At 57.9% G+C, this 25,015-nt stretch carries 24 protein-coding genes; 12 read left to right on the forward strand and 12 right to left on the reverse strand.

Annotation, left to right across the window (positions count from 1 at the left end):
• Positions 1 to 21 precede the first annotated feature (21 nt).
• Positions 22 to 342, forward strand: coding sequence for a thioredoxin (gene trxA / locus Q0864_RS05910; protein ID WP_298566863.1), 321 nt, complete (start codon positions 22 to 24; stop codon positions 340 to 342).
• Positions 343 to 409: 67 nt separating this feature from the next.
• Here the strand turns inward: trxA and Q0864_RS05915 are convergent, their stop codons facing one another.
• Positions 410 to 1,012 (reverse strand): L,D-transpeptidase, encoded by a 603-nt coding sequence (locus tag Q0864_RS05915; RefSeq protein ID WP_298566864.1) that lies wholly within the window; start codon positions 1,010 to 1,012, stop codon positions 410 to 412.
• Positions 1,013 to 1,183: 171 nt separating this feature from the next.
• Between Q0864_RS05915 and Q0864_RS05920 the strand changes: the two genes are divergently transcribed.
• Positions 1,184 to 1,678: a CAP domain-containing protein gene (locus Q0864_RS05920; RefSeq protein ID WP_298566865.1), complete on the forward strand. Its 495-nt coding sequence runs from the start codon at positions 1,184 to 1,186 to the stop codon at positions 1,676 to 1,678.
• Positions 1,679 to 1,699: 21 nt separating this feature from the next.
• Here the strand turns inward: Q0864_RS05920 and Q0864_RS05925 are convergent, their stop codons facing one another.
• From Q0864_RS05925 to Q0864_RS05945, 5 genes are all read right to left on the reverse strand, one after another.
• Positions 1,700 to 2,194 carry a L,D-transpeptidase family protein gene (locus Q0864_RS05925; RefSeq protein WP_298566866.1) on the reverse strand — a complete coding sequence of 165 codons (495 nt, stop codon included), beginning with the start codon at positions 2,192 to 2,194 and terminating at the stop codon, positions 1,700 to 1,702.
• A gap of 99 nt (positions 2,195 to 2,293) precedes the next feature.
• Positions 2,294 to 3,529: a class I SAM-dependent RNA methyltransferase gene (locus Q0864_RS05930; protein ID WP_298566868.1), complete on the reverse strand. Its 1,236-nt coding sequence runs from the start codon at positions 3,527 to 3,529 to the stop codon at positions 2,294 to 2,296.
• On the reverse strand, positions 3,526 to 4,671 hold the full coding sequence (locus tag Q0864_RS05935; protein WP_298566869.1) for a CCA tRNA nucleotidyltransferase: 1,146 nt from the start codon (positions 4,669 to 4,671) through the stop codon (positions 3,526 to 3,528). Before Q0864_RS05935 ends, Q0864_RS05930 begins: the two co-directional genes overlap by 4 nt.
• A complete protein-coding gene (locus tag Q0864_RS05940) occupies positions 4,671 to 5,288 on the reverse strand; it encodes a CoA pyrophosphatase (RefSeq protein WP_298566870.1) in 618 nt (205 codons plus the stop codon). Before Q0864_RS05940 ends, Q0864_RS05935 begins: the two co-directional genes overlap by 1 nt.
• The gene (locus Q0864_RS05945; RefSeq protein ID WP_298566871.1) at positions 5,257 to 6,258 is read right to left on the reverse strand and encodes an Hsp33 family molecular chaperone HslO; all 1,002 of its coding nucleotides are present in this window, start codon (positions 6,256 to 6,258) and stop codon (positions 5,257 to 5,259) included. Before Q0864_RS05945 ends, Q0864_RS05940 begins: the two co-directional genes overlap by 32 nt.
• A 69-nt stretch (positions 6,259 to 6,327) precedes the next feature.
• Between Q0864_RS05945 and Q0864_RS05950 the strand changes: the two genes are divergently transcribed.
• On the forward strand, positions 6,328 to 6,774 hold the full coding sequence (locus Q0864_RS05950) for an NUDIX hydrolase (RefSeq protein WP_298566872.1): 447 nt from the start codon (positions 6,328 to 6,330) through the stop codon (positions 6,772 to 6,774).
• Here Q0864_RS05950 and Q0864_RS05955 read toward each other — a convergent pair.
• Entirely contained in the window at positions 6,753 to 8,051 is a 1,299-nt protein-coding gene (locus Q0864_RS05955) for a fused response regulator/phosphatase (RefSeq protein WP_298566873.1), read from the reverse strand. The two genes, Q0864_RS05950 and Q0864_RS05955, sit on opposite strands and share 22 nt — an antisense overlap.
• Before the next feature lie 149 nt (positions 8,052 to 8,200).
• Here Q0864_RS05955 and Q0864_RS05960 point away from each other — a divergent pair, with 149 nt between their 5' ends.
• On the forward strand, positions 8,201 to 8,515 hold the full coding sequence (locus Q0864_RS05960) for an Hpt domain-containing protein (protein WP_298566875.1): 315 nt from the start codon (positions 8,201 to 8,203) through the stop codon (positions 8,513 to 8,515).
• Here Q0864_RS05960 and ilvA read toward each other — a convergent pair.
• Positions 8,512 to 9,759 carry a threonine ammonia-lyase IlvA gene (gene ilvA, locus Q0864_RS05965; protein ID WP_298566876.1) on the reverse strand — a complete coding sequence of 416 codons (1,248 nt, stop codon included), beginning with the start codon at positions 9,757 to 9,759 and terminating at the stop codon, positions 8,512 to 8,514. The two genes, Q0864_RS05960 and ilvA, sit on opposite strands and share 4 nt — an antisense overlap.
• A 140-nt stretch (positions 9,760 to 9,899) precedes the next feature.
• Between ilvA and Q0864_RS05970 the strand changes: the two genes are divergently transcribed.
• The 3 genes from Q0864_RS05970 to Q0864_RS05980 all read left to right on the forward strand — a co-directional run bounded on the left by Q0864_RS05970 (position 9,900) and on the right by Q0864_RS05980 (position 11,925).
• Positions 9,900 to 11,126, forward strand: a complete 1,227-nt coding sequence (locus Q0864_RS05970; protein ID WP_298566877.1) for an argininosuccinate synthase — start codon at positions 9,900 to 9,902, stop codon at positions 11,124 to 11,126.
• Positions 11,127 to 11,158: 32 nt separating this feature from the next.
• Positions 11,159 to 11,563 carry a DUF1810 family protein gene (locus Q0864_RS05975; RefSeq protein ID WP_298567560.1) on the forward strand — a complete coding sequence of 135 codons (405 nt, stop codon included), beginning with the start codon at positions 11,159 to 11,161 and terminating at the stop codon, positions 11,561 to 11,563.
• A gap of 74 nt (positions 11,564 to 11,637) precedes the next feature.
• The gene (locus tag Q0864_RS05980) at positions 11,638 to 11,925 is read left to right on the forward strand and encodes an SCP2 sterol-binding domain-containing protein (protein ID WP_298566878.1); all 288 of its coding nucleotides are present in this window, start codon (positions 11,638 to 11,640) and stop codon (positions 11,923 to 11,925) included.
• On the opposite strand, the gene Q0864_RS05985 is transcribed toward Q0864_RS05980, so the two are convergent.
• Entirely contained in the window at positions 11,922 to 12,809 is an 888-nt protein-coding gene (locus tag Q0864_RS05985) for a ribokinase (RefSeq protein ID WP_298566879.1), read from the reverse strand. The two genes, Q0864_RS05980 and Q0864_RS05985, sit on opposite strands and share 4 nt — an antisense overlap.
• A gap of 176 nt (positions 12,810 to 12,985) precedes the next feature.
• Here Q0864_RS05985 and Q0864_RS05990 point away from each other — a divergent pair, with 176 nt between their 5' ends.
• From Q0864_RS05990 to Q0864_RS06000, 3 genes are all read left to right on the forward strand, one after another.
• Entirely contained in the window at positions 12,986 to 14,005 is a 1,020-nt protein-coding gene (locus tag Q0864_RS05990) for an isocitrate/isopropylmalate family dehydrogenase (protein WP_298566880.1), read from the forward strand.
• A gap of 67 nt (positions 14,006 to 14,072) precedes the next feature.
• The gene (locus Q0864_RS05995) at positions 14,073 to 14,825 is read left to right on the forward strand and encodes a GNAT family N-acetyltransferase (protein WP_298566882.1); all 753 of its coding nucleotides are present in this window, start codon (positions 14,073 to 14,075) and stop codon (positions 14,823 to 14,825) included.
• A 136-nt stretch (positions 14,826 to 14,961) separates the two neighbouring features.
• Positions 14,962 to 17,175, forward strand: coding sequence for an NADP-dependent isocitrate dehydrogenase (locus Q0864_RS06000; protein ID WP_298566883.1), 2,214 nt, complete (start codon positions 14,962 to 14,964; stop codon positions 17,173 to 17,175).
• Positions 17,176 to 17,250: 75 nt separating this feature from the next.
• Here the strand turns inward: Q0864_RS06000 and Q0864_RS06005 are convergent, their stop codons facing one another.
• Both Q0864_RS06005 and Q0864_RS06010 read right to left on the reverse strand, forming a co-directional pair.
• Entirely contained in the window at positions 17,251 to 18,072 is an 822-nt protein-coding gene (locus Q0864_RS06005; protein ID WP_298566884.1) for a hypothetical protein, read from the reverse strand.
• Between the two features lie 92 nt (positions 18,073 to 18,164).
• Positions 18,165 to 20,426, reverse strand: a complete 2,262-nt coding sequence (locus Q0864_RS06010) for an NADP-dependent malic enzyme (protein WP_298566885.1) — start codon at positions 20,424 to 20,426, stop codon at positions 18,165 to 18,167.
• A 252-nt stretch (positions 20,427 to 20,678) separates the two neighbouring features.
• Here Q0864_RS06010 and galE point away from each other — a divergent pair, with 252 nt between their 5' ends.
• The gene (gene galE, locus Q0864_RS06015; RefSeq protein ID WP_298566886.1) at positions 20,679 to 21,689 is read left to right on the forward strand and encodes a UDP-glucose 4-epimerase GalE; all 1,011 of its coding nucleotides are present in this window, start codon (positions 20,679 to 20,681) and stop codon (positions 21,687 to 21,689) included.
• A gap of 93 nt (positions 21,690 to 21,782) precedes the next feature.
• Positions 21,783 to 24,404 carry a DNA mismatch repair protein MutS gene (mutS, locus tag Q0864_RS06020; RefSeq protein ID WP_298567563.1) on the forward strand — a complete coding sequence of 874 codons (2,622 nt, stop codon included), beginning with the start codon at positions 21,783 to 21,785 and terminating at the stop codon, positions 24,402 to 24,404.
• Between the two features lie 45 nt (positions 24,405 to 24,449).
• Here mutS and Q0864_RS06025 read toward each other — a convergent pair whose 3' ends face one another.
• Positions 24,450 to 25,013 carry a nucleotide exchange factor GrpE gene (locus Q0864_RS06025; protein WP_298566887.1) on the reverse strand — a complete coding sequence of 188 codons (564 nt, stop codon included), beginning with the start codon at positions 25,011 to 25,013 and terminating at the stop codon, positions 24,450 to 24,452.
• Positions 25,014 to 25,015 lie beyond the last annotated feature (2 nt).

Below are 25,015 nucleotides of genomic sequence, written 5' to 3' on the forward strand. Positions count from 1 at the left end.
TAGTTTTCAGGAGAATGAAACATGGCAACTGTTGCTGTCACCGACGCCACTTTCGAAGAAGAGGTCCGCAACGCTGACCTTCCCGTTATCGTGGATTTCTGGGCTGAGTGGTGCGGTCCCTGCAAACAGATCGGCCCCGCCTTGGAAGAGCTGTCCGCGGAATATGAAGGCAAGGTCAAGATCGTGAAGGTGAACGTGGACGAAAACCCAAACTCGCCCGCCCAAATGGGAGTTCGCGGTATTCCGGCGCTGTTCATGTTCAAAGACGGCCAAGTCATCTCGAACAAAGTCGGCGCCGCACCAAAGGCCGCGCTGCAATCCTGGATCGACGAAAGCGTCTGATCCAGACTGCCGAAAAGCAAAAAGCCCCGCTGTTTGGCGGGGCTTTTTTGTTGGGCCTTGGCTGCCCTTAGATCAAAAGCACCTGAGTGCCCGATTTGGCATACTGGAACAGCTCGGCAATGTGCTGATTGTAAAGCCCAATGCAGCCATTCGAAGACTGGCGGCCAATTTTGCGCGTGTCGTGGGTGCCGTGAATGCGGTAATACTTCCACCCCAGATACAGCGCATGGGTGCCCAACGGGTTGTCAGGGCCGGGGCCGACAAACGCGGGCCATTCCGGGTTGCGAATACGCATGGCTGGTGTCGGCGCCCAAGACGGGCCCTCCACTTTGCGGATCACACTTGTGCGTCCGCGCCGCGTCAGGTCTTCGGTCAATGGCACCGACGTCGGGAACAGCCGATAGATGGATTGATCTTCAGACCAATAGTGCAAACAGCGCGAGCTGACATCGACCAGAATCGCCCCATTGCGCGTGTTGCTGAAATAGGGTTGCCATTGAAGCGACCGGAAGCTGGAAATGTTCCGCTTCACCACCTCGGTCAGGTCACGCTCAACCTCGGTCGTGTTCTCAAACTGCGCAAGGGCCGGCGTGGCCAGCCCTGCTGCCGCTGCAACAGTTCCACTCAGGAAAGCACGCCGCCCCATCAGGGCGTCAGGTTGTTTCCGCATCGCGTTTCTCCAAAAAAATTCACTCGTTTCGGACGATGTATATTGCGCAACAGCATCAGTCGCAATTCAAACGGCCGTTATCGGCCTATTATCGCATAGCCGTTATTTGATCCTCGGCTATTCTCTCTATAGAGAGATCCGGAAACAATGCTTTTTTGCAGGGAAACTAAGATGCGCGCGTTTTTGATTGCTATTGCTGCTGTTACGGCCCTTTCAGCCTGCGAGGCGACAAGCCCGGGGACGGGTGGCGGCGTCAAGATCTACAAGATCTCGGCCGCAAAGACATCGAAAATCCAATATCGGATGCTCGATTCGGTCAACTCCCTGCGTCAGGCTGCAGGCGCCGCCCCGGTTCAGTTGGATTCGCGCCTGAACGCTGCCGCGGCCACGCATGCGCGCGATATGTCGGTTCAGAACCGCCCGTGGCATTTCGGATCTGATGGCTCGTCCCCCATCGATCGCGCCAGACGCGCGGGCTATAGCGGCGTTTATCTTGGCGAAACGATTTCCGAAACGTTCGAGACTGAGCTGCAAACTCTTTCGGCTTGGATGAACAAGCCCGATACACGCCGGATCATCCTTGACCCGCGCGCCCGAAACATGGGCTTTTCGTGGTTGCAGGAACGCAATGGCAAAATCTGGTGGGTGCTTGAGATGGGCGGCTGACGTCACCCGATCAACGACACATTAGGGATTGATGTCAATCACGGTGCCCAAGCGGACCATCGTGAAAATCTCGCGCATTTCATGGTTCTTGACCGAGATACAGCCAGCTGTCCAATCCGCGCCCTTGGGATCTTTCGGCCGTCTGGCGCCGTGGATATAGATCTCGCCCCCGGGCTTGCGGCCGTTGGTGCGCGCGTGATCTGCATCCTGCCGGTTCGGATAGGAAACACCGATCGACAGATAGAACGCGCTTTTCGGATTGCGCCGATCAATGACGTAGCGGCCTTCGGGCGTTTTGCCGTCACCTTCGAACCGTTTGCCGCCATTCGGCTCAAACCCCAGATCAATGCGATAGGTTTTCAGAACTTCTTTGCCGTGCATCAGAAACAAGCGGCGGTCACTTTTGTTGACGATGATCTGCGTGACCTCGGGTCCATCATACTGATATCGCTTCGGGCCGCATGACGCGATGACCAATAGGGACAGGACTGCTACGATCTTCAGGACGGCTCTCATGGACGTTCCCAACTGCTTCTTTTGCATCATGGTAGAACAGTCTGGCAGCAAGACAAGCGCATTCTCACGCTCTCGTCGCCTTCGGCGGAACTGCACAGGTCACGGGATCTTTGTGAAGCTTGCGACTTGCTCGATATGGGGGGACCAGCGGAACTGGTCGATCACCTGAACCCAATTCAGGCGATATCCGGCGTCAATCAGGGTGCGTGCATCGCGGGCAAAGCTGACGGCATTGCAAGACACCATCGCCACCTTGGCCACCGATGATTGCGCCAACTGGGCAATCTGCGCTTCGGCCCCAGCGCGCGGCGGGTCGATGACAGCTGCGTCGAACGCTAAAAGGTCCTCTGGAAACAGAGGGTTGCGAAACAAGTCCCTGGTTTCGGTCGTGACCTTTCGCAACCCTTGCGTTTTGCGCCAAGCTGCCTCTAGCGCAGCCAACATCGAACCGTCGCCTTCGACGGCAAGCAGGTCTGCGTGTTCAGCCAAGGGCAAAGTGAATGTGCCGCAGCCAGCAAAAAGGTCTACAACATGCGCCGCGCCATCGACGATCTCGCGCACAGCCTGCAGCAAAGCGGCTTCGCCTTCACGAGTCGCTTGCAGAAACGACCCTGGCGGTGGCACCACAGCGGCGCGTCCGAACGACTGAGCGGGCGGTGCTTGGGTTGCTACGGTTTCGCCATTCCACGACAGACGTGCAAATCCGAACCGGTGCAACGCCTCTGCCAGTTGTGTTTCAAGCGCGCGCTCCAGTGGCTTGCCGCCAGTGACCGAAACGTCAAGCCCAACGCCTGACTGCACGATGGTGACCGAAAGCTCGCCCTTGCGGGATGCGCCCAGAACCGTAAGCTCAGCAATCGCGGGAAGCCCAGCCAAGATATCCGGGTGCAAAAGCAGGCATTTGTCGATTGCCGTTATCGTGTCCGAGCGCCGCGTATGAAATCCGACAATCGCGCCCTTCTTGCCGCGTCGCGCAGACAAAACCGCACGGCGTCGCGATTGAGGCGGCGAGGTTTGGATGTCGCGAAACTCCGGCGTCAAACCATGGGCTGCAAGCGCTGTTTTCACGACGCTTGTCTTCCATTGCGCCACGAAACCATCCGAAGCATGCATCAGCGCACACCCACCGCAGGTGTTGTAGTGAGGGCAGGGCGCCTTAACCCGGTCGGGCGACGGCGTCACGATGCGCGGCGCGTCGATCCGATCGTCGACAGCGTCGCCCTGAATGACCTCGCCGGGTAAACAGCGGGGTGCGAACACGGGGCCGGGGGCAATTCCATCACCCAAGTGGCCCAACCGTTCAATCCGAAAGGTTTCGCCTTGTTTGTCACTCATTTCAACAAGTCCTCGCGACTTAGGGCAAAGCCGGATGCGATCCATTTAGCTTCTAGCTGGCCAAGCCGTTCGCCCAGCGCAGGGCCAGTGAGTTTTGGCATAAGATCAACAGGCTTTACCGGAAACGTCGCCTCTGCACCCGTTGTGATCTGTGCCCAAACCGAGGGGTCGATCGGGTGTTCGAACAAAGTGGCCCGCAAGATAGCCACATCTTGCGCCACCCGTGTTCCGTGGCGATAGGCCAATTCTTGCGGCAAAGTGGTGGTGCCCACCTCACTGCGCAACAGTTGCAGGCGTTTCTGGTCGCGTTTCGACAGGCGCAACCTTTCCGCAACGCTCTCCCCTCCAAGCAGGGCCAAGCGGCGCATCGGGTCGGGGGAGAAATCGCCTTCCAGGTGGATCAGAACGGGCAGCATCTTCGGATCTGCACCGGGCAAGACCGACGCCAGCACACCGGATCGCGCCATCGCGGCGACAGCCAGGGATGGGTCTGGTGCGGCCATCAATTTGGTGATTTCGGCCCCGACCCTTTCACGCGAAAGTGTCTCTAACCCAGCCAAGTTTTGCGCACAGGCCGCCAGCCCTTCGGGGTCTATGCCCAGTGACGGGTCGCCATACCACGCCTGAAACCGGAAAAAGCGCAGCGTCCGAAGATAGTCTTCGCGGATGCGTGCTTCGGCATCATCAATGAACCGGACACGGCGCGCTTTCAGATCGGCAAGCCCGTCCAACGGGTCGATGACAGACCCGTCCGACGCGGCATAAAGCGCGTTCATCGTAAAATCGCGGCGGCGAGCGTCGTCTTCGATATGGTCAGAAAACGCGACGACGGCGCGGCGCCCATCTGTTTCGACGTCTTTGCGGAAGGTCGTGACCTCGAAAGGCTCTCCGGCAACGATTACAGTAACGGTCCCGTGGTCAATTCCGGTTGGAACCGGGCGCATTCCCGCATCATTGGCGATCTGGATAATCCGATCAGGGCGGGCATCTGTGCTTAGATCAAGATCTGAAATCGGCGCGCCCAGCAGGTCGTTTCGCACACAACCGCCAACGAAAAAGGCTTTGTGCCCTGCGCGCTCCAAGACCTTGCAAAGCCGTTGCGCCGGCGGGGACTTGATCCAATCGCCAGAGACACGGGTCATCATTGCATCCTTTCCGCCAGCGCACGCAACATCCGCGCTGTTGCGCCCCAGATGTAGTATGGCCCGAACGGCACCGTTTCATACATCCGCATCCGGCCCTGCCAAATACGCCCCTGTTGGCTAAATTGCGCAAGGTTAGTGACATGTTCGAACGGCACATCGAAGACTTCGTCGACTTCGCCCGCTTCGGCTACGATCCTGAATTCACGCCTTATCACCCCAAGGAGTGGCGTCACGGTAAAGCCAGTCACCGTCTCATGGGGTGGCATCTGGCCTATCAGCTCGACATGATCGCGCGGCAGGCCAATTTCCTCTTGCGCCTCGCGCAGCGCGGCGTCTGCTGCATCGCGATCCCCTGCGTCGATCTTGCCACCGGGAAAGGCGATTTGCCCTGGGTGGTGTTTCAACGCTGACGACCGCTTGGTCAGGATAAGGCGAAGCCCATCAGGCGCACAGACCAATGGCAGCAAGACCGCTGCGGGTCGCAACGTGCGGCCTGCGGGAAGCTTAATATCCGGATGAAGATCAAAATCAGAGCTCCCCTCGCCGGGTTTGGCAAGGGCGTGCTTGATTTTGTTGATCACATCAGGCGCCGTCACCGTCCGAGCCCTCTGCATCCTTGCCCAAGGTTGTGGGGTCAAGATTGTAATGCGCGCCGCAGAATTGGCAGTCGGCTGTGACGCGACCATCTTCGGTGGTCATGTGCCCCAAATCGCGCGCCGAATAGATCGAGAGGCTTTCACGCACCCGTTCCTCCGAGCAGGGGCAGCCAAACCTGACCTGCTGAGGGTCGAAGACGCGCGGACCTTCTTCGTGGAATAGACGCACAAGCAGGCTGGTGGGCTGCACTGTCGGCCCTACCATTTCCAGCTCTTCCACCGAATCAAGCAATATGTTTGCACGGTTCCAGTTCTCGGCATCGTCATCGGCCAACAGATCTTTCGCCGAAAGCACGCCGCCCTCGCCGCTGCCACCTTCGCCCGTCACATGGGGGGAGGCTTTGGGCATATGTTGCAACATGATACCGCCTGCGCGCCAGCTTTCCTGCTGCCCGGCCCAGGTCGATTTGCCAAAGGTCAACTGAAAACGGGTCGGCAACTGTTCAGACTGCGCAAAATATGCCTGCGCGCAATCTGACAACGATTTACCAACCAAAGGCGTCATACCCGTATAAGGCTTGTTGGCGCTGCCTTGGTGGATCAGCACTGCGAAATAGCCCTTGCCGACCTGCTCGAACCCCGGCCCATTGGGGATCAGCCGCTCCTTGTCATAGCTTGCATAGGCGCGAATGGTGGCTGGGTCGCCCTCTTTTTCAGGTGCGTAGAAGTCCGTCGCGATCAAGCGGGCCGGACCATCCCCGCGAACTTGCAAAGACAGCTTCCATTTCAACTTGATCGTTTGGCCAATCATGGCTGTCAGCATCGCTGCCTCGGCCACCAGTGCTTCGATCGCCGGGGGATAATCATGCTGGGACAAGATCGTGTCCAACGTGCCGTCAAGGCGAAGCAAGCGGCCGCGGACATCGCTGTTGTCCAACTGGAAGGGCAGGATGGTATCATCCCAGGCAATTTGAGGTCCAAGGGTCATGGGGTTTCCTATCGGCGTTCTGCTTGGCATACCGTGTCTATGTAGTGGCGGCAACCGAAGGGAAAAGGGATGATCCGCAGATTTGGAGCACCAAGAGTAAATGGCCGCGATTATGTGTTGCGACCGGGTGCCTATGCGATTCTCGCACGCGGGTCAGAGCTTTTGCTAACGTTTCAGTCAGACCCGTTCAACGAGTTCCAGCTTCCCGGTGGCGGTATCGACCCCGGTGAGACGCCCCTTGCAGCGCTCCATCGCGAAGTGATGGAAGAAACCGGTTGGAAAATCGCCCAACCGCGTCGTTTGGGGGCGTTTCGAAAATTCACTTACATGCCGGAATATGACAAATGGGCCGAGAAGATTTGCCATATCTATCACGCTCTGCCCGTGCGCCAGATCAGCGACCCGACCGAGCCGGATCATCAAGCCGTTTGGACAAGCTCCATCACGGCCAGCCGAATCCTTCACAATGACGGCGATCGACATTTCGTCGCGCGTTACGCACAGTCGGGCTTATAGGTTACCATCACGCAAGACAGGTCATCGCCCAGATCTTGTCCGCCGGAATAAGCATCTAAGTCCCAGACAAGCAGATCGAACAGGTTTTCATTTGTTGCGTCACGATTTTTCACCAAGAGCTTGGAAAACCCGTCTTCGTCCAGAAGCCGGCCCTGACTGTCTGCGCATTCTGTGAAGCCGTCTGAATAGAACAGCAGACGGTCGCCGGGTCCAAGTTGAAGCCGTTGCGATTGGAATGTCGCACCGTCGATCAAACCAATGGGCATACCTCCATCGCCAACGAACCGCGTGTTGCCATCTTGGGACAGCACGACAGCATTCGGGTGACCGCACTGAGAAAGGTCGACCGCGCCTGTCTTCAAATCGATGTAGCCCAACAGCATCGTGAAATAGTGCTCGGATTGAATGTCGTTCAACAGCAAGGCGTTCAGCTCTTTCGCAACCAATTCGGGCGGGCGGCTGGTATAGCTGCCATCCAAACTTGCCTCCAAAGCGATATTGTGTGCCGGCGAGCCATCGGACAGATAAGACGCCAATCGCGCCGTCAGCAGCGCCGACGCGATGCCGTGGCCAGAGACATCTATGGAATAAAACGCCAGCTTGTCTGGCCCGGCTTCGAAAAAGCCAACAAGATCACCACCCACATGACCGCAGGGTTTCAAAAGCAACGATACCTCGGCGGTGCCCATGTCCCTGTATTTCTCGCGCACCAAGGATTGTTGCATTTTGCGCGCTTCGATCAGGTCCCGGTCAAGCGAGTTATAAAGGCTTTGAATTTCCGCAAGCGTCGAGCTGACAAGCCGGTTGGTTTGATGAAGCTCACGCTCCATCGACAGAATTCGACCGCCAGCGTTGATTCGTGCGCGCAATTCGTCGGGGTTTACGGGTTTGGCCAGAAAATCATCGGCCCCGACATCCAAACCCTGTGCAACCGCACCCTTGTCCGTTTTCGAGGTCAGCAGAATGAAATAAACATACCCTTCTCGCGGAAGTGCACGAAACGCTTCGCACAGTTCAAGCCCATCCATCCCCGGCATCATCCAATCGCTAAGGATAAGATCAAGATCCTGTTCGCGGCAGATCGCCAAGGCTTCATCGCCGGTGGCCGCTTCGATCACCTCATAGCCTTGGCGGCTAAGCGATGATGACAGAATGCGGCGCTGCGCGCGGCTGTCATCGACAACCAGAATCCGGCGGACGGGGTTGGGCAAAGTTACACCAACAGGCTCTGCGCCTGTTACTTCGGTGTCGGTCACATATGATGCTGCAGCGCTCAAGACTGCTCCTGAATATCCGTATCAATGCATCCGTGATTAGCGGGCCGGTTTTAACAGGTCTTTAAAGCTAAAATTCTTATCTTTCGGCCGCGCCTTACGGCTTGTTAACTGTCGCGCGCCATACTGAAGGGGTCACTGCGGAGGTGCTGATGATTGATTGGAACCGCGTTACCGAACTAAAAGATGAGATTGGCGAAGATGACTTCGCCATCGTGGCCGAGATGTTTTTGGAAGAAGTGGAAGAAGTGATCGACCGCCTAAAAGCCAATCCGAAACCAGCGCTGTTTGAACAAGACATGCATTTTCTGAAAAGCTCGGCTCTGAATTTGGGCTTCAAGGCTTTGACGGCCCTATGTGCGGTGGGTGAACGTGAAGCCGCCGCTGGCAATTTCGAAGCCGTGCCGCTTGCCCCATTGTTCAAAACCTATGATGCGTCGAAGGCGGAGTTCGTAGCGCGCGCCTAAACGATAAACTCGGCTATGGTTTCGTTGCCGGTGATGTCGGAATACACGAACCCACCCTCATCAAGCCGTCGAAAAAGCGAGTCAAAGTTGTCAGGCTGTGTCGTTTCGATTCCAATCAGAACCGAACCGAAATTTCGCGCGCTTTTCTTGAGATACTCGAACCGAGCGATATTGTCGTCCGGTCCAAGCACCTGAAGGAAATCTTTCAGCGCACCGGGCCGTTGTGGCAGGCGCAACAGAAAATACTTCTTCAGCCCTGAATGTCGCTGGCTACGCTCTTTCACTTCGGGAAGGCGTTCGAAATCGAAATTGCCGCCAGAAGTCACACAAACAACGGTCTTGCCCCGTATCACCTTGCGAAGATCTTGCAGCGCATCAACAGACATTGCGCCGGCCGGCTCAAGCACGACACCTTCGACGTTCAGCATCTCTAGAATGGTCGTGCAAATGCGATCTTCCGGGACCGCAATTACATGGTCCGTTGGCACCGACTTTAGCGTGCTGAATGTCAGATCACCAATTCGGGCCACCGCCGCGCCATCAACAAAGTTGTCGACCTTGTCCAGCTTGACGGGGTGACCCGCATCAAGTGCCGCCGCAAGGCTGGCACCGCCCGCGGGTTCAATATATCGCAGATCGGTCTTGGGCCCGACAGCGGCAAAATACCGCGTGGTCCCTGCGGCCAATCCACCGCCGCCCACGGGCAAAACAACCACGTCCGGCGTGCGACCAAGCTGTTCCATGATTTCGGCGGCGACACTCGCCTGACCTTCAATGACATCAAGGTCGTCAAAGGGCGACAGAAAATGGCCGCCTGCCTCTTTGCAAAAGGCCTGCGCCTCGATCAGCGTGTCGTCAAAATAGTCCCCAACAAGACGGATTTCGATGTTTTCCCCGCCGAAGGTGCGCGTCTTCGCGATCTTTTGCTGCGGCGTTGTCACCGGCATGAAAATCACGCCCTTAACCCCAAGATGGCGGCAGACGAAAGCCACGCCTTGCGCGTGATTTCCAGCCGACGCGCATACGAACACCTTCAGCTTCGGATCACGTGCCAAAGCCTTGGTCATGGCATTCAGGGCACCCCGTATCTTGTAGCTGCGCACCGGGCTCAGGTCTTCCCGTTTCAGCCAGACGTCAGCACCATATCTGGCGGACAGATGATCATTGCGCTGCAACGGCGTCGCGGGAAACACCGCGCGCATATGATGTTCGGCACTGTGGGCCTTGTCGACGAAATCGCTCATCCCCTAGCATTTGCGCGAAACCGGATGCAGTTCAAGCCCTGCCAACCCGGCCCGCAAAGAACGCGGGCTTGGCGTCAAGTGACCTTGCTCTTCCCAAGAAAAACAGGTAACTGCGCGCGGACCCCACGTAGGAGAAAACGATGTCTGCGCCCAAGAAAGTTGTTCTGGCCTATTCCGGCGGCCTTGATACCTCGATCATCCTGAAATGGCTGCAAACCGAGTATGGTTGCGAAGTGATTACCTTTACCGCTGACCTGGGTCAGGGTGAAGAACTGGAACCCGCCCGCAAGAAGGCCGAGATGCTGGGCATCAAGCCCGAAAACATCCACATCGAAGACCTGCGCGAGGAATTCGTGCGCGACTATGTGTTCCCGATGTTCCGCGCCAATGCACAATACGAAGGGCTCTATCTGCTGGGCACTTCAATCGCGCGGCCGCTGATCTCGAAGCGATTGGTTGAGATTGCCGAAGAACACGGCGCGGATGCGGTCAGCCACGGCGCGACCGGCAAAGGCAACGATCAGGTTCGGTTTGAACTGGCCTGCTATGCGCTGAACCCGGAAATTCAGGTGATCGCGCCTTGGCGAAAGTGGGATCTGGGCTCGCGGACACGCTTGATTGAGTTCGCCGAGCAACACCAGATACCGGTCGCAAAAGACAAGCGTGGCGAGGCGCCGTTCTCGGTCGATGCGAACCTTCTACACACCTCGTCCGAGGGCAAATCCCTGGAAGATCCGGCCGAAGACGCGCCCGATTACGTTTACCAACGCACGGTTAATCCCGAAGACGCGCCTGATACGCCCGAGTTTATCGAGGTCGGTTTTGAAAAAGGCGACGCGGTGTCGGTCAACGGTGTCGACATGTCCCCCGCGACGATCCTGACTGTGCTGAACGAATACGGCCACAAGCACGGCATTGGTCGTCTTGATCTGGTCGAAGGTCGCTATGTCGGGATGAAATCGCGCGGCATCTACGAAACGCCCGGCGGCACCATTCTGCTGGACGCGCATCGCGGGATCGAGTCGATCACCATGGATCGTGGCGCGATGCACCTGAAAGACGAGCTGATGCCGAAATACGCCGAGCTGATTTACAACGGCTACTGGTTCAGCCCCGAACGCGAGATGTTGCAAGCCGCCATCGACGCCAGCCAGGACCACGTGACCGGCACGGTTCGCATGAAGCTTTACAAAGGGCTTGCCCGCGTTGTGGGGCGTTGGTCCGATCATTCGCTGTATTCAGAAGAACACGTGACGTTCGAAGAAGACATGGGCGCTTATGATCAGACCGACGCGGCTGGCTTCATCCAGCTGAACGCCCTGCGTCTGAAGCTGATCGCGATGCGCAACAAGCGCGTTGCAAAGTGAGTTTCGACGACGATACCGATGATGAACTGGACATGTTCATCGAAGCTCAGGATACCGTATGGCACGATGTCCTGAACGAACTTCAGGCTGGAAAGAAGACAAGCCATTGGATGTGGTTTGTCTTCCCGCAGCTTGCTGAATTGGGCCGATCTGATCTGGCGCAGCTTTACGGGCTTGAGGATTTGAACGAAGCAACGGCCTATCTGCATCATGAAGAGCTGAAGCGCCGCCTGCTTGTGGTCTCATCGCTGCTGCTTGAGCACGCTGGCACCGACCCGGCGGACATTCTGGGCGAAGTTGACGCCAAGAAGCTGCGGTCCAGCATGACGATTTTTGCTGCCGTGCATGACGCCCCACCGATCTTTCAGCAGGTCCTAGAGGTGTTTTATGGCGGCACCCCGTGTGCCCACACGGTCGCCGCCCTGTCCCGGACCTGACGTCACCGGCCCTTTGGTCAATCTTGCCGCTTTACCCTGTTTGTCTTATCGCAATGCGATGCGGAGGGATTGACATGCCACTTACCAATATCGTTCAGGGAATGCAGGCCGGGCTTGCTGGCAATGGCTTTGACGGGTCGCTCAAGTTTGATTGCGGAAAGGACGGCGTTATCGTGCTGGCCGACAACGAAGTCAGCACCCAGAATCGCGAGACGGATTGCGCGCTTCACCTGTCCACCGAGAACCTGAAAAAGCTTTTGACCGGAAAGCTAAACCCGATGACCGCCGTTATGATGGGCAAGATAAAGATCACAGGTGATGTGTCGGTCGCAATGCGACTGGGGCAGCTATTGAAGGGCTAGTCAGAGCCTGTTTCAGTCAGAAACGCATCAACCTCAGCCCGATTTGGCATGGCGTCTGCGGTGCCGTGGCGGGTGACCTGAATGGCGGACGCAGCAGCGCCCAACCGCATCGCGTCGCGGATGTCCAACCCCTGATCCAGCCCGGCCGCGACATAGCCGATAAAGCAATCACCAGCGCCGGTCGTATCAACCGGATCGACCTTGAAAGCAGGGACGTCTGTTTTCTGGCCCTTTGCACCAACCCGCCACACGGCACCTTGCGCACCTTTGGTGATCAACAGGTTCGGCACATCAATTTGGTCCGTCGCCACGCCCAGCGCATTGGAAAGCTGTTTGGCTTCGACCTCATTCACCACAAGAAGGTCGGTCACGGGCAACATGTGCGCCGCGCGCGATGCGTCGAAGGGCGCGGCGGAGTAGACGACAAACAGGCCCTTCTTTCGTGCCAGCGTGGCGGCTTCCAACGTCAAAACCGTTTCATTCTGCATGATTAGAGTATCATTCGCATCGGCATCCTTGAGAGCGTCTGCGACTTGCGCGTCGGTTATCTGCGCATTTGCCCCCGCGAACAAGACAATCATATTCTCACCTGCTGCGTCGACGCAGATATTGGCGTGTCCTGTGGGCGCGTTGACCACTGCCACGTTGTCGGTTTTGACCCCAGCTTTGGCCAACCGGTCCACGCACCATGCTCCCTCCGCTCCGACGGCGCCGATATGATGAACTGTTGCCCCAGCCAGCGCAGCCGCGATGGATTGGTTTGCGCCCTTCCCGCCCAAACCGACACGATGATCATTCGACGCCAGCGTTTCACCCGGCCTCGGCAGGTGATCGACGTCATAGAAATTGTCGATGTTGATCGACCCCAGATTATAGATCGCCACGGCGGCCTCCTGCTTTTGGACAGCCTATTGCGCTGGACAGCGATCTCAAGGGAAAGCTAGGTTATTGCATCGAAGACCTATGATTTATTCGGGTTTCTGAATTTGAGATTCCTCTTGTATTCCATGGTATACCGTATAGATGAGCGGTAACGCGCACCAAAAGCCTGGAGACAACCATGACCACCAAGATCCAAGCAACCCTGATTCCCGGCGACGGTATCGGCCCCGAAATCACCGAAGCCGTGACCGCCATCCTTGACCATATGGGCAGCCCGTTTGAATGGGATGTTCAGCAGGCAGGTATGGCTGGCATTGACGCAACCGGCGACCCGCTTCCACAAGCCACCATTGACAGCATCCGTCGCACCAAACTGGCGCTGAAAGGCCCGCTGACCACGCCGGTCGGCGGTGGCTTCAAGTCGATCAACCTGCAACTGCGGCAGGAGTTTGAGCTTTTTGCCAACGTGCGCCCCACCAAGACGATCAAGACTGATGGGCGCTATGACAACATTGACATGGTGATTTTCCGTGAAAACCTCGAAGGCTACTACATCGCCGACGAAGGCTACATGGAGCATAACGGCGACCCGAAGGGCAAAGTTTACTCGACCGGCTACAACACCAAGGATGAAGCGCGCCGGATCACCCGCGCGGCGTTCGATTACGCAGTGGCAAATGGGCGCAAGAAGGTGTCGATCGTGCACAAGGCCAACATCCTGAAGCTGCTGTCCGGCATGTTTCTGGAAGAAGCCCGCGAGGTGGCGAAGGAATACGAGGGGCGCGTCGAGGTTGATGAACGCATCGTTGATGCCTGCGCCATGCAGATGGTCATGTATCCCGAAGCGTTTGATGTGATCGTCACCACCAACCTGTTTGGCGACATCCTGTCCGACCTTGCTGCCGGTCTGGTCGGCGGTCTGGGGCTGGCCCCCGGCGCGAACATCGGCAAAGACGCCGCAATTTTTGAGGCCGTCCATGGATCGGCCCCCGACATTGCCGGCCAACAAAAAGCCAACCCCTGCGCCTTTCTGATGGCCGCTGGTCTGATGTTGGAACATGTTGGCCTGAATGCCGATGCCGATCGCCTGAAAAAGGCTGTGATAGACACTGTTCAAGCCAAAGATCGCGTCACCCCTGATCTGGGCGGCACCGGCAATACAATGTCGATCGCCGAAGCGATCATGGACCGTCTGTAAGCGCGATTGACGCGCCTCAAAGACAGCCAAGATCAATCATGCGAGCTTGCTTCTCAAGGAGGCTCGCATGACAGAACTGATCACCGTCACAAACGACACCGTCGAACAACACGGCTTTTTCTGCAAGATGAGCGCGCGCAAGACCAGTGCGTGGAAGCGGAAGCGCGCATGGCTCGCCGATCGCTTTGAGGAAGGCTTGCAGCTGCGGCTGCTGGGCGACGGCGAACGCGGATTTGTCGAATTTATCCCGGCCGAATTCGCTTGGCGCGGGATTGAAAACGCGAAGGGTCTGGTCGCCATCCACTGTATCTGGGTCGTCGGTAATAGCCGGGGTCAAGGTCACGCACAATTGCTGCTGGACGAAGTCGAAAACTGGGCCCGTGACAACGGCTTTCTCGGCGTGACCGCGCTGACTCGATCCGGCAACTGGTTGGTCGACAAGAAACTTCTGACGCCGCGGGGTTACCTGTCGGTCGATCAAGCCGACCCGAATTTCGACCTTGTCTTGAAGTCGTTCAAGAAAGGCCCCACCCCATCTATTGTTGGCAGGGCGGCAGAAAAGGCCAAGGCCTGCGGTCCCGGCCTAACGGTGTTCCACAGCGCGCAGTGCCCGTATCTGGAAGACGCGGTCAGCAACGCAAAAGACGCGGCAGACGAGGCGGGCATTCCCTTCCACGCGATCGAAGTCACATCCGCAAAGCAGCTTCGGCAGTCCGTTCCCAACCCCTATGGTGTCTTTTCAATCGTCCATGATGGGCGCGAGATTGCCAGCCACTACCTTTTGAAGAAGCAGATATTGCCACTGCTTGCGTTATCATAGCTGAAATCGGCCCCTGCGTCCGCAAGTCCCTTTTTTTTCGCGGCAATCTTGTGTATGTGGGTGTGGAATTCTCACCTTTCACCGTCCGGGCATTGACCCCGAGGTGAAGCTCTCCGCAAAAAAGAGGTGTCCTGACATGACTGATACATCACAACCCGACATTCTGTATACCATTGTAGACGAAGCGCCCGAGCTGGCCAGCGCCTCGTTCCTGCCGATCATCAAGCGCTTCGCTTCTGCCGCTGGTGTGACCGTCGGCACCAAAGATATCTCGCTTGCGGCGCGCATCATCTCGACTTTCCCGGAGAACCTGACGGCAGAGCAACGCCAATCCGACGATTTGGCCGAACTTGGCAACCTGGTGAAAACGCCCGACGCGAATGTTATCAAGCTGCCCAACATCTCGGCCTCGGTGCCGCAACTTGTGGCCGCGGTGGAAGAACTTCAGGCGCAGGGCTACAAGCTGCCCGACTATCCTGAAGAACCCAAGACAGACGAAGAAAGGGCCATCCGCGCGCGCTATGACGCCATCAAAGGGTCGGCGGTGAACCCGGTTCTACGTGAGGGCAACTCGGACCGTCGCGCGGCCAAGGCCGTGAAGAACTTCGCCCAAAAGAACCCGCATTCAATGGGTGAATGGTCGTCGGACAGCAAGACCAAGGTTTCGTCGATGCCCGACAATGACTTCTACGCGAATGAGAAGTCGGCAACGATCACCGCCGCGCAAGCGGGCGATGCGAAGATCGAATTTGTTGCCAAAGACGGTAGCGTCACCGTTCTGAAAGACGGCTGGACGCTGGACGAAGGCACCATCGCGGATGCGACCTTTATGTCGGCTCGCGCGCTGGGTGCTTTCCTGGCAGACGCCATTGAAGACACCAAGAAAGACGGCACCATGTTCTCGCTTCACATGAAAGCGACGATGATGAAGGTGTCGGATCCAATCATCTTTGGTCACGCCGTGAAAGCATGGCTCGCGCCCGTGTTCGACAAGTTTGGCGACAGGCTGGAGGCGCTGGGCGTCAATCCGAACTCCGGCATGGGCGACCTACTGGAGCGGGTCGAAGGCGACGCCGAGATCATGGCCGCCATCGAAGCCCTGACCGCTGAGCGTCCCGCCATGTATATGGTCGACTCGGACAAGGGCATCACCAACCTGCATGTCCCGTCGGACGTGATCATCGACGCCTCGATGCCCGCCGTGATCCGCGCGGGCGGCAAGGGTTGGGACGCCGCTGGCAAGAAAGGCGACACCAACTGTGTGATCCCCGACCGCTGCTACGCAACCGTCTATGACGAAACGATCAACTTCTTCAAGGAAAACGGCAAGCTGGACGTGACCACCGCTGGCGCGGTCGCGAATGTGGGTCTGATGGCGCAGAAAGCCGAGGAATATGGCTCGCACCCCACCACCTTCGAAGCGCCTGCCGACGGCACCATTCGCATCGTGCTGGCCAATGGCGAAACCCTGCATGAGCATCAGGTCGAGGCCGGTGACATCTGGCGCGCTTGCACCGTGAAGAAGGCCCCGATTGAAAACTGGATCGAGCTGGCGATGGACCGTCAGCGCCTGACGGGGTCGGAAGCGATCTTCTGGCTGGACGCAAACCGCGCCCATGACGCCGAGCTGATCAAATATGTGAAGCCCGCGCTGGAAAAAGCCGGTGTGGCGGACAAGTTCCAGATCATGGCGCCGCGCGAAGCGACCCGCCAGTCGCTGGAAACCATCACCGCGGGCAAGGATTCAATTGCGATCACCGGCAACGTGCTGCGCGATTATCTGACCGACCTGTTCCCGATTTTGGAGCTTGGCACCTCGGCCAAGATGCTGTCGATCGTGAAGCTGATGAACGGTGGTGGATTGTTTGAAACCGGTGCGGGTGGATCCGCCCCCAAGCACGTTCAGCAACTCGTTGAAGAAAACCACCTGCGCTGGGATTCGATGGGCGAGTTCTGCGCGCTGGGTGAAAGCCTGAACTTCCTGGCCGACGCGAAAGGCAATGCCAAAGCCGGTGTTCTGGGCGCTGCGGCTGAGGAAGCCACGCAAGGTATCCTCGACAACAACCGCTCGCCCTCGCGCAAGGTGGGTGAGCCGGACAACCGCGACAGCCACTATTGGTTCGCCCGCTACTGGGCCGAGGCGCTGGCCGCCCAGACCGATGACGCCGAAATCGCAGCGGAATTCGCCCCGATTGCCAAGGCGCTGGCCGATGGCGAAGACGCAATTCTGGCAGAACTGGCCGCCGTGCAAGGTCCGCCCGCCGACATTGGCGGATACTATCACCCGAGCGTCGAGAAAAAGGCGAAAGTGATGCGGCCCAGCGCGACGCTGAACGCCATCATCGGCTAAAGACTATCCGATCCAAAGCTGAACGCCCTACCGTGAATTCGGTGGGGCGTTTTTCTTTCTCTGTCTGCGCAGAAACTAGTCCCGCAAGACGCCAGAATTTCGCAATGTGGCGTGATCGGGAAACCAGATGGACGGGCTGGCAGTCTGGAACATACGCGTCAGGAAAGGCTCTGACGCGCCTTGGTTTCTGAAAAACTCTCGGTCGCGGTCCTGTTCAGCTTCGATGTCAAACCGAGGCAGTTGCGCCGCATCCTGCAGCGCGTAGCCGTGAAACCCAAGCCTTGCGCCCGCATCCGCCGACCGCCGATCCCCGGCCATAAACACCGTCGTGCATGAGGAAGCGCAGATTTGCGCCACATGTGTGGAAAGCCCTTTTTGCCTGATCAGGCCGGCCAGCCCACGTGCCTCGAATATATTCCCGCCTTCGCTTTCCAAATGAACCGTGATTACGTCAGGCGTCACCTCCAGAAGCTCGCGAAGCTTCTTGGTCACGCCGTGCGTGATGGTTCCGCTAATCAGGATGGTGTTGCCATCATCCGAGACATTCAGCGCGTATTGTGCGGCACGGTATCGCTCCAGCTTGGCAAAATGGTGCTCTTCTTCTGGCGCGGGATTTGCTGCCAAAACAAGACCCCACCACTGCGCAAACATGATAAAAACAGCAACGATCAAGGCGATCATCCCGCCCCAAAGCGGCAACTGTGACCCAGTGCCAGAAAGGTTGTGTTCGGCCGCCCTGAAATACCCCGTGGCTTGCCAGATGAAAATCAGCGCATCCAGAACAACGGCGACCAGAAAGATTGGCGCCGGCAACGGTTGGGTCTGCGTCAGAATAACCAACGCAAAATAGACCAACAGCCGCAGCGCAACCCCATTCAGCCAAAACGACCGAGCCAAGGGATGTTCCCCGCGCCAATGAGATCTGATGTACGTCATGCGCCACGTTACGAGCGACGCATGACGTTGGTCAAACAAGAGCCTACGTCGCTTTAGTGTTCGCCCAGCCGCGCCGCTGCCAGAACGGCCATGTTCAGAATGTCATTCGCGGTCGAATTCGTCGAACAGATCTGAATTGGCTGGTTGATCCCGGACAGGATCGGCCCGATCACCGTCGCTCCTGCCAGTTCCTGCATCAACTTCACCGAGATCGACGCAGAATGCCGCGCCGGCACCACCAACACATTGGCCGGAGCGGACAAGCGGCAGAACGGATACTGCGCCATAACGTCGGCGTTCAGGGCAACATCGGCCGTCATTTCACCGTCAAATTCGAAATCGACGCCCCGTGCTTCCAGGATCTCAGGCGCCTCGTGCATTTTCTCGGCGCGCTCTGACACCGGATAGCCAAAGGTCGAAAAGCTGACAAAGGCGACCCGGGGTTCAAGCCCCAACCCGCGTGCGACCGTCGCCGCGCGCTCGGCGATGTTTGCCAGATCCTCGCTGTCGGGCCATTCATGCACCAAGGTATCGGCGATCAGAACAATCCGGCCACGATGCAGCACCGCCGTGACGCCAACCGCCCCATCGCAGGCCCGCGCGTCGAAAACGTGATTGATCCGATCAAGCACATAGGCCGATTTGCGTGTCGCACCGGTGATCAGCCCGTCGCCATGCCCATGCGCCAGCATAAGGGAGGAAAACACATGCCGATCACGGGCCGCCAGCCGGTGAATATCGTGACGGTCGAACCCTTTTCGCTGCAACCGCTCATACAGGAAGTCTTTATAGACGGGCATGAATTCGGTGTTGCCCGCATTGACCACGCGCAGTTCACGAACGGCATCCTCTAGCCCTTCGGCAACAAGCTTGGCTTTGACATCCTCTTCACGGCCAACGACCAAGGCCCGCCCGTAGCCGTCACGCTGATATTGCACAGCCGCACGCAGAACCTGCGGCGTATCGCCTTCGGCAAAGACCATCGTCGCCTGGTTTTTCCGCGCCCGCGCCGTGATCCCCCGCAGGATTGAGGCCGTCGGGTCCATCCGCGCTTTCAACGACATCTCGTAGCCATCCATGTCAATGATGGGTCGGCGGGCTACCCCAGTGTCCATGCCAGCCCGCGCCACGGCGGGCGGAATGCGGTAAATCAGCCGCGGATCGAATGGCGTGGGAATGATATAGTCCCGACCGAATGTCAGCTTTTTGCCGTAGGCAACCGCCACTTCGTCTGGCACATCTTCGCGCGCCAGCTCTGCCAAGGCACGGGCGCAGGCCAGCTTCATCTCGTCATTGATGGCGCGCGCGTTGATGTCCAGCGCGCCGCGAAACAGGTAGGGAAAGCCCAGCACATTATTGACCTGGTTTGGATAGTCCGACCGGCCCGTGGCGACGATCGCGTCATTGCGCACTTCGTGGGCTTCTTCGGGGGTGATCTCGGGGTCGGGGTTCGCCATGGCGAAAATGACAGGATTATCTGCCATCGAAGCCACCATGTCTTGCGTCACGGCCCCCTTCACGGACACGCCAAGGAAAACATCCGCGCCCTGCATCGCCTCTTCCAAGGTGCGCAACTCGGTGTTGGCGGCGTGGGCAGATTTCCACTGGTTCATGCCGTCTTTGCGGCCCTGATAGATGACGCCTTTGGTGTCACAAACGATGCAATTGTCGTGCTTTGCACCCATCGTCTTGATCAGCTCGATACACGCAATCCCCGCTGCGCCCGCGCCGTTCAGGACGATGCGGCAGTCTTCAATTTTCTTGCCAGACAGGTGCAGAGCATTCATCAAGCCCGCCGCGCAGATCACCGCCGTTCCATGCTGGTCGTCATGGAAAACCGGGATGTCCATTTCTTCCTTGAGCCGCTGCTCGATGATAAAGCATTCCGGCGCCTTGATATCTTCAAGATTGATGCCGCCAAAGGTCGGTCCCATCAGCTTTACGGCGTTGATGAATGCGTCTGGATCTTCGGTGTCCAGTTCGATATCGATCGAGTTCACGTCCGCAAAGCGCTTGAACAGAACGGCCTTGCCTTCCATGACAGGTTTCGACGCAAGCGCACCAAGATTGCCCAGCCCCAAAACCGCCGTGCCGTTCGAAATCACGGCCACAAGATTGCCCTTGGTGGTGTAGTCATAAGCGGTCTGAGGATCAGCCGCGATAGCCTCGCAGGGCACCGCAACACCGGGGCTATAGGCCAGCGACAAATCACGCTGTGTTGTCATCGCAACCGATGCCGTAATTTCAAACTTTCCCGGCGACGGGTTCAAGTGATAGGCAAGTGCCTCTTCTGAGGTAATCTTGGCTTTGGGCATCGTCTTGGCCTTCTTCTACGCTTCTGTGCAGGCCAACCCATACAGGGGCAGAAACTGGGCCTCAACCGCTATTGACGCAGCTTTGTGTCTTTTTTCGACGGTTTTTTGTAATTCTGTGACCTTCGTGCGCTAGTTTCTTGCAATTTTCGGAATGATCGACCTTTAGGCGGCACCCTTTTGGCGCGATATCATTCTGGCGTGCCTTTTCGGTCAAGACGCCCTATATCTCGACCCGTAAGCAGGAGGTCACACGTGGCGCAGAAAATCCTTTTGACCGGAGGCGCGGGCTTTATTGGCTCTCACACTTATGTCGAGCTTTGCAATGCGGGTTACGAGGTGGTCATTCTTGACAACTTCTCAAACGCCCAGCGCGATGTGACCGACCGACTGGAGGTTATCAGCGGCGCAGCAGTAACCTGTATCGAAGGCGATGTGCTGGACGCGGATTGCCTTGATCGCATCTTTTCAGACCATCAGATCAACGCCGTGATTCACTTCGCTGCGCTGAAGGCTGTGGGCGAAAGCACCGAGAAGCCGCTCGACTATCTGACCACCAACATCTCGGGTCTTTATACGCTTTTGGGGGCCATGCAGCGCGCTGGCGTATTCACTCTGGTCTTTTCTTCTTCGGCCACCGTTTACGGTCAGCCCGACCAGCTTCCGGTGCCTGAAACCGCGCCGCGCAGCTTCAACAGCCCCTATGGCTATACCAAGCTGGTGTGTGAGCAGTCGCTGGAACAAATCGCTGACTCAGATGATCGCTGGACCTTCGGCATCCTGCGCTATTTCAACCCGGCGGGCGCCCATCCCACAGGGCTGATCGGGGAAGATCCCAACGATATTCCAAACAATCTGATGCCCTATATCGCGAAGGTCGCTACTGGCGAGCTTGAGACGTTGTCGATCTTTGGTGCGGACTATGACACGCCCGACGGAACCGGTGTGCGCGACTATATCCATGTGATGGACCTTGCGCGTGGGCATGTGCAGTCTGTCGAAACGCTTCTGAATACCGGTGAAAGCCATACGGTGAACCTTGGCACTGGCACCGGCTATTCGGTTCTGGACATGCTGAAAGCCTATGAGCGTGCAGCCGGCCATACTTTGGCCTATGAAATTGCGCCGCGCCGCGCAGGAGATATCGCCTGTGTTTACGGTGACCCGAAGTTGGCGCGGGATTTGTTGGGTTTCAAGGCCAAGCTTGGCCTTGACGATATGTGTGCGTCTAGCTGGAATTGGGTCTCGCGGCGCAAAAACACCTGACCCCCCTTTCGCCCAAATGGCAGAGGTCATAGTCTTGCGCAAACCGCAAGACCGGGGGCCAGGGTGAGCGAAAAGACAGCCAAGATCACGCCGATGATGGCGCAGTTCCTTGACCTCAAGGAAAACTACCCTGACGCGCTGTTGTTTTATCGCATGGGCGATTTTTACGAGCTGTTCTTTGATGATGCTGTCGCCGCAGCAGCCGCGCTTGATATCGCGCTAACCAAGCGCGGCAAGCATCTGGGCGAAGACATCCCGATGTGCGGCGTGCCGGTTCACGCGGCCGAAGGTTACCTGCTGGCGCTGATCCGCAAGGGGTTCCGCGTTGCCGTCTGCGAGCAGATGGAGGATCCCGCCGAAGCCAAGAAGCGTGGGTCGAAATCAGTGGTGAAGCGCGACGTTGTGCGGCTTGTCACACCCGGCACGCTGACCGAAGAAAGCCTTCTGGATGCGCGGCGCCACAACTTTCTGGCCGCCTACAATGAAATACGCGACGACGCTGCTTTGGCATGGGTTGATATCTCGACCGGCGCGATCCGCGTTATGCCCTGTGCGCGCCACCGCCTGTCACCCGAACTGGCCCGACTTGCCCCTCGCGAATTGATCATTTGTGACACGATCGAAGCCGAATTGGCCGATTTAGTGACTGAATCAAGTGCATCTGCGACCCCTCTTTCGCGGGCTGCGTTTGACAGCACAAGTGCGGAAAAGCGGTTGCTTGACCTCTATAACATCGGCTCGCTTGAGGCGTTCGGCGCGTTTTCGCGGGCCGAGGTTGGTGCCTTGGGGGCGATCGTCGAATACCTCGACATCACACAAAAGGGCAAACTGCCTCTGCTGCAATCGCCACAACGCGAAACCGCGCAAGGCACGATGCAGATCGACGCAGCGACTCGCCGCAACCTTGAACTGACGCACAGCTTGTCAGGCGGTCGCGAAGGATCACTTTTGGCCGCAATAGATCACACCATCACCGCGGGTGGCGGTCGTTTGTTGGAGCGTCGGCTGTCCAGCCCATCGCGCAATCTGACCGAGATCCATGCACGCCTGTCTGCTGTGACGTTCCTGAAAGACGAGCGTCGGCTGGCCGAAGACTTGCGCACCGCCCTGCGCAACGCGCCAGACATGGACCGCGCACTGTCCCGACTGGGATTGGATCGCGGTGGGCCGCGCGATTTGGCCGCCATCCGCAGCGCGATCGCCGCCGCATCAGACATTCACGCCACGCTGTCCGGTCTTGATTTGCCCGAAACGCTTGCAAAAGCGACAGAGGCTTTGGTCGGGCATGACGATCTGTCTCGTCTGCTCGAAGACGCCCTGATTGCTGAACCCCCGCTTCTGGCGCGCGACGGCGGCTTTATCGCGCCCGGCTATGATCAAGACCTGGACGAAGCACGCCAATTGCGGGACGAAGGTCGCAGTGTCATCGCAAAGATGCAATCGCAATACGCGGAACACACCGGTATCGGGTCGCTGAAGATCAAGCACAACAACGTGCTTGGTTACTTCATCGAAACAACATCGACCCATGCCCAGAAAATGCTGGGGCCGCCACTGTCTGAGCAATATATTCATCGCCAAACAACCGCCAACGCCGTGCGCTTCACGACCGTCGCACTTGGCGATATGGAAACCAAAATCCTGAATGCGCGCAACCGGTCGCTTGAGATCGAAAAAGGTCTCTATTCCACCTTGGTTGAAGCAATTCTTGACCGCGCTGCCGCCCTTGCCCAAACCGCGCGCGCCCTGGCCGAGATCGACGTGGCCGCAGGTTTTTCAGACCTGGCCCGCGTTGAAAACTGGTGCAAACCTCTTGTTGATGACAGCCGCATCCTTGACATCAAAGGCGGCAGGCACCCCGTTGTCGAAGCCGCCTTGCGAAAGACCGGCGAGCCGTTCATCGCCAATGATTGCGACCTTGCCGATGGCACCAAAGGGGCTGATGTCTGGCTTTTGACCGGGCCAAACATGGCGGGTAAGTCAACGTTTCTGCGCCAGAACGCCCTGATCGCTCTGCTGGCGCAAGCGGGAAGCTATGTCCCCGCAACATCCGCCCATATTGGCCTTGTCTCACAGCTTTTCAGTCGCGTTGGGGCGTCGGATGATCTGGCGCGTGGCCGCTCCACCTTCATGGTGGAAATGGTCGAAACGGCAGCCATTCTGAATCAGGCTGACGACCGGGCACTTGTCATTCTGGATGAAATCGGGCGTGGCACGGCGACCTATGACGGCCTGTCCATCGCGTGGGCGACACTTGAACATCTGCACGACGTCAACCGAAGCCGCGCGTTGTTCGCGACCCACTATCACGAAATGACGCAACTGGCGGACAAGCTGGACGGGGTTGAAAACGCGACCATCGCGGTCAAGGAGTGGGAAGGCGATGTCATCTTCCTGCACGAAGTGCGCAAAGGCGCGGCAGATCGGTCCTATGGGGTGCAAGTCGCCAAGCTTGCCGGGCTACCCGGAAGCGTGATCGAACGTGCAAACCTTGTTCTGGCGGCGCTTGAAAAAGGCGAGCGCGAAGGCAGCGGGCAAAAGGCCGTGATCGACGACTTGCCGCTTTTCTCGGCTGTTCCCGCGACCGCGCCGGTTAGCCAAAGCGGCCCTTCGGATCTGGAGCTTGCCCTGCGTGATATCCACCCCGACGATTTGCGACCCATCGAGGCGTTAAACCTTCTTTACGAGCTGAAAGAGCTGATGGGCGAAGGCTAGAACGCCCCCGCAAATGCAAGGGCGTTCAAAGGTGCGATTGCCCGTTTAGGCGGGCGTGGACGACACGCCAACCTGCGCGGGGCGCAAAAGGCGGTCATGTAGCATGAACCCTTCTGCCATGACCTGAATGATGTCGCCCGCTTTGCTACCGGGAACCGGGGCTTCGAACATCGCCTCGTGGATTTCAGGGTCGAATTTATCACCCTCTTTCGGGGACACGAGCCGCATTCCATGCTTCTCAAAGATGTTCAGAAGCGACCGCATCGTCAGCTCGACACCCTCAACCAAGGCTTTTGCGCCGTCGCCAGCATCGCCGGCAGCTTCCAGCGCGCGCTTCATGTTGTCATAAACCGGCAGCATATCGCGCGCCAGTTTCGACCCGCCATATTGCTCAGCTTCGCGGCGATCACGCTCACCACGCTTGCGGGTATTCTCCGCATCAGCCAGTGCACGCATGAAGCGGTCCTTGAATTCGTCCCGTTCGGCGCGCAGGGCGTCCATCTCTTCGGCTGGATCGACTTCGGTCAGGTCAATCTCGACCTCCTCGGTCATCAGCTCTTCGATTGCCGTTTCCATGTTTTCAACTGCGTTGTCTTTCGCGTCAGCCATCT

Source organism: uncultured Aliiroseovarius sp. (genome assembly GCF_947497285.1).
GTDB lineage: Bacteria > Pseudomonadota > Alphaproteobacteria > Rhodobacterales > Rhodobacteraceae > Aliiroseovarius.